The 4,770-nt window shown below is 68.0% G+C and carries 5 protein-coding genes; 1 reads left to right on the top strand and 4 read right to left on the bottom strand.

The window, feature by feature from the left end; translation table 11 throughout:
- Together AC5RV2_RS14710 and AC5RV2_RS14705 are read right to left on the bottom strand one after the other, a co-directional pair.
- Positions 1–618: alcohol dehydrogenase catalytic domain-containing protein (locus tag AC5RV2_RS14710; RefSeq protein ID WP_494092945.1), on the bottom strand; the 618-nt coding region annotated here is incomplete at its 3' end.
- 142 nt (positions 619–760) lie between these two features.
- Entirely contained in the window at positions 761–1,636 is an 876-nt protein-coding gene (locus AC5RV2_RS14705) for an aminodeoxychorismate lyase (RefSeq protein ID WP_494092944.1), read from the bottom strand.
- 86 nt (positions 1,637–1,722) lie between these two features.
- On the opposite strand from AC5RV2_RS14705, the gene cls reads away from it, so the two are divergent.
- A complete protein-coding gene (cls, locus tag AC5RV2_RS14700) occupies positions 1,723–3,201 on the top strand; it encodes a cardiolipin synthase (RefSeq protein ID WP_494092943.1) in 1,479 nt (492 codons plus the stop codon).
- Positions 3,202–3,290: 89 nt separating this feature from the next.
- On the opposite strand, the gene AC5RV2_RS14695 is transcribed toward cls, so the two are convergent.
- Together AC5RV2_RS14695 and AC5RV2_RS14690 are read right to left on the bottom strand one after the other, a co-directional pair.
- Positions 3,291–3,929 (bottom strand): HD domain-containing protein, encoded by a 639-nt coding sequence (locus AC5RV2_RS14695; protein ID WP_494092942.1) that lies wholly within the window; start codon positions 3,927–3,929, stop codon positions 3,291–3,293.
- Positions 3,930–4,050: 121 nt separating this feature from the next.
- Positions 4,051–4,770 (bottom strand): GlxA family transcriptional regulator (locus AC5RV2_RS14690; RefSeq protein ID WP_494092941.1); only part of this gene is annotated, 720 nt, incomplete at its 5' end.

The following is a 4,770-nucleotide window of genomic DNA, read 5'->3' as shown; positions in this document are numbered from 1 at the left end:
AACAAGCACCGCCCGGAGACCACCTTCGGCAATGTCAATGCCGATGTGCTCGAACACTTCAGCCCCGGCTGCCAGGGAGCCGCCCTCCGGCGGGGCCGCGTACTGCACGGCCTGCCACGCGGTGGGCACTACATCGGAGAGGTACAGGTAGCGCTCGTCCTCACCGGTGTGGGGCACCTTGATGGGTCCGTAGTCCGCGTGCGGGACACGCAGGTACTCGGCCTGCCCGCCGGGCACCGAGCCGTAGAGCCGCGAGTAGCCCAGGAACTGGGCATTGTTGTTGTACTCGCGGACCTGGGTGGTCTCGCACTGGGACTGCAGGCCCTGTCGGCACATGAAGCAGTGGCCGCAGGAGACATTGAACGGGATGACCACCCGGTCCCCGGCCTTGATGTGGGTGACGGCCGAGCCGACCTCCTCCACGATCCCCATGGGCTCGTGTCCGATGATGTCGCCCTTGTCCATGAAGGGAGTGAGCACCTCGTAGAGGTGCAGGTCCGAGCCGCAGATTCCGGTCGAGGTGATCCGCACGATCGCGTCCGTGGGCTCCTGGATCCGCGGATCCGGGACCTCCTCCACGCTGACCGAACGCTTCCCTTGCCACGTCAGAGCCTTCATTGCCCTCCTTCTCGGGGCTGCCGCCCCGGACGGAACGACAGCATGCTGATCATTTCGGTCCAATCGACCCTAACACTGCAGTAACCCGGTGGTCGAAGCGGGTCCCGATCCCCGAAGGCGTCAGGGCCGGGGGTCCGGCCGGCTACTCCTCTTGGCTGCCCTGGGCCAGCAGCGCCGTCAGCTCGTGGGTCAGGTCGGGCGAGACGGGGATTTCCTTGCCGTCGATGCTCTTGACCGGGGCGAGCAGGCGGATGCTCGAAACCAGCCAGACGGCGTCGGCTTCGTAGAGGTCGTGCGGCTCCAGCGGACCGTAGCCCAGCTGCCACCCGGCGGCTTCTGCCGCCTTGAACAGCACCGACTGGGACGTGCCCGGCAGGATGCCGCTCTCCAGCAGCGGCGTCACCAGCGTCTTCACGCCGTCGCGCACCCGCGCCATCAGCACCGTGGACGTGGGCCCTTCCAGCACGCGGCCGTCGCTGGACGTGAAGATGGCGTCGTCGGCGCCGTTCTTGTGCGCATACCGCAGCGCCGCCATGTTGACCGCGTAGGAGAGCGTCTTGGCCCCCATGAGCAGCCATGGGGCGCGCTCGGCCAGCGAGCTGTCGTACCCGCGGTCGAGCAGCAGCACGGAAATGCCGTCGGTCCGCTGGCGCCGCCCTGCCGCCGGCACCAGCGAAGCCTGGACCCAGGCCGTGGGCGCGGAGGAGCCTTCCACCCCGCGGGTCACCAGCAGCTTGATCACCAGTTCCTCGACCGGCGGGTGCTCGGCGATCGCCGTCGCGATGGCACGCTCCCAGGCATCCGGGGAGGGAAGCTGCAGGTCCATGGCCCGGGCGGAGTTGGCCAGCCGGTCCAGATGCGCCTGCAGCTTGCGCGGGACCCCGTCGACTGCCAGCAGGGACTCGAAGATGCCGTCCCCGCGGGTGGCACCGAGATCGGTGGCCATCAGCTGCGGCCGGGAGGCATCTGCGACGCGTCCCGACTCGTGGGCAGGGTCCAAAAACACCAGAACTGTCATGGCTCCAGCTTAGTGAGTCTGCCCCCAAACGCCGGGTAGGCTGGGAGGATTGCGCCGGCACACGGCGGGAGGGGAGGAACAGCCGCGTGCTGTGGTCGTTTGCGGGGCTGGGCACATTCCCCGAGTGGGCCGTCGTGATTCTAGGCGTGGTCGATATGGCCATCCGCATCATCGCCCTGGGCGTGATTCCCGGGAACCGCCGCCCCAATACCGCCATGGCCTGGCTGCTGGCCATCTTCTTCATCCCGCTGATCGGACTGCTGCTCTTCTTCATGTTCGGCAGGTTCCGCCTCTCGGAGCGCCGGATCGCCAAGCAGGCGGAGATCAATGGCCGGGTGTGGGCCGCCACCCGGAACCTCAAGGAGCCCACCAGCGAGCAGGAAGCCCCGGCCTGGGTGCATTCGGCGGCAGAGTTGAACCGGCGGCTCGGCGCCTTCCCCATGGTGGACAGCAACCATGTGGAGCTGTATTCGGACTACGACGAGTCCATTGACGCGATGACCGAGGCCGTGCGCGAGGCGCGTGAGTTCGTGAACATCGAGTTCTACATCATGAGCCGCGACGAAACCACCGGCAAGCTCTTCACCGCCCTGGAAGAAGCCGCCGCCCGTGGTGTCCGCGTGCGCCTGCTGTTCGACCACATCGGCACCCTCCGCGTGGCCGGCTACCGCAAGTTCCGCTGCTGGCTGGAGACCACCGACATCGACTGGCGCCGGATGCTGCCCGTCCTGCCGGTCCGCGGCCAGTGGCGCCGGATCGACCTGCGCAACCACCGCAAGATCCTGGTGGTGGACGGCCGGGTGGCGTTCACCGGGTCGCAGAACCTGATCGAGCCCGGCTACCGCCGCACGTCCAGCCACAAGATCGGCCGCAAATGGGTGGAACTGATGGCGCGCTACGAAGGACCCATCGTCACCGCGCTGAACGTCGTGTTCGCCACCGACTGGTCCAGCGAGACCGACGACACGCTCGAAGGCGAGCTGTTCACCCCGGCCCCCTTCCGCGAGCCCGGCCCCATGACCTGCCAGGCCCTGCCCAGCGGCCCCGGCTTCGCGACCGAGAACAACCTGCGCCTGTTCAACACGCTCATCTATGCGGCCGTGGAGCGGCTGTCCATCTGCAGCCCGTACTTCGTACCGGATGACTCGCTGCTCTACGCCATCACGACGGCGGCCCAGCGCGGCGTCGAGGTCGAATTGTTCGTCTCTGAACGCGGCGACCAGCTGCTGGTCCATCACGCCCAGCAGTCCTACTATCAGGCGCTGCTGGAGGCCGGCGTGCGGATCTACCGCTACCCGAAGCCGCTGGTGCTGCACGCCAAGCACTTCACCGTGGACGATGAGGTCGCGGTCATCGGCTCCAGCAACATGGACATGCGGTCCTTCTCCCTGAACATGGAGGTCTCCGTGATGATGCTCGGGGACCACATCGTGGAGCAGGTGTCGGAGATCCAGGACAGCTATCGGGTCATTTCCCGGGAGCTCACGCTGCAGGAGTGGAGGCAGCGGCCCCGCTGGCAGCGCTACGTGGACAACGTGGCCAGGCTGACGGCCACGCTGCAGTAACCCGGGCCCCACGGGGCGCACGGCCTGCGTGCCGGCCGTGCGCCCCGTCCACACGCCTGCCGTTACTGCCGCCGGAACCCGGCGGGCGCCTATTCGGGCCAGGCGGAGTTCTGAATGATGTCCACGAAGTCGGTCCGCTGGAAGCCGGGGCTGAAGTGTTCGAGCACATCGGCATTGACATTGCCGAAGGTGGTCTCCGGGCGGTGCTTGTTGCCCTCCGTGAACGCCGCGAGGATCTGCCGCTTGAAGTCCGGCCGCGGGTGCGCCGCGGTGACCGCGTCGATGGCCGTCCGGTCGAGATCGGAGTAGCCGATCCCCAGCACGTCCGTTTCCACCCCCGCGGTCACCAACGCGATCTCCGGGTCCATGAATTCGGGCACACCGGGGGTGGTGTGGAGCGCGACGGCGGTCCACACCTTGGCTGCGTCCTCTTCCGAACGTCCCTGCTCCAGCAGGAAGGATTTGGCGGCATTGGCGCCGTCGACCTCGAAGCGCAGGTGGTCCGTGCCGTACGTATCGGTCAGGCCCAGGTCGTGGAAGAGCGCACCGACATAGAGCAGCTCGTGGTCGACGTCGAGGCCGAGGCGCTGGCCCTGGAGGGCGCCGAAGAGGTACACGCGCCGGGAATGGTCGAACAACAGGTCGTTGGTGGTGTCGCGGACCAGTTCGGTGGCGTTCCGGACGAGTTTGGTGTCGGGAATGGTGATGCCTGCGATGACTTCGGCCATGAATGTCTCCTTTGTCCAGCGGCAGGGAAATCTGCCGTGCCTCCCATCCTGCCGGGCCGACGCGGGCCGGGGCACCGTCACCAAGGACGACAATCCCTCGGAATCGGCCAACGGCCGGCGCTCAGCCGTTCTTCGCCGTGGACCGGAAACGCTGCTGGTATTTCGACGGCGGCACGCCGATCCGTGCCACGAACGTGCGCCGCAGCGCCTCGGAGTTGCCGAACCCGGAGCGTTCGGCGGCCTCGGTGACGCTGTATCCAGAGTCCAGCAGGGCCTTGGCGGTGTCGAAGCGGACGAGCTCCACATACTTCGCCGGCGTGGTCTGCAGCTCTTCGCGGAAGAGCCGGGTCAGGTGCCGCACGCTCAGGTTGGCGTCCCGGGCGAGCGCGGGCACAGAGAGCACCGCCGCCGGGTCGGCGCGCACGGCCTCGAGCACCGGCCGCAGGGGCGAAGACCTGGGCGGATCTCCCTGCAGCGGCGCAGAGAACTGCGACTGCCCGCCGGAGCGCTGCATGTAGACCACCAGGGAGCGGGCCACCTCGCGGGCCAGGTCCGGGCCGTGGTCCTCTTCGATCAGCGCCAGGGCCAGATCGATCCCGGCCGTGACGCCGGCCGAGGTGTGGATCCGGCCGTCGCTGACGAAGATGGCGTCCGGCTCCACCTTGGTCGCCGGATAACGCCGGGCCAGCTCGCGGGTGTGTTTCCAGTGCGTCGTGGCCCGGCGCCCGTCCAGCAGCCCCGCCGCCGCAAGAACGAAGGCACCGGTGCAAATCGACGACATCCGCCCGGTGTTGCCGGCAAGATGCCCGGCGGCGTCGACCAGCCCGGCGGGAAGCCGGCC

It is taken from the genome of Arthrobacter sp. Y3225116, from assembly GCF_059091245.1.
The sequence above is the reverse complement of the archived record's forward strand: the minus strand, read 5'-3'. Positions and strand labels throughout refer to the sequence as shown.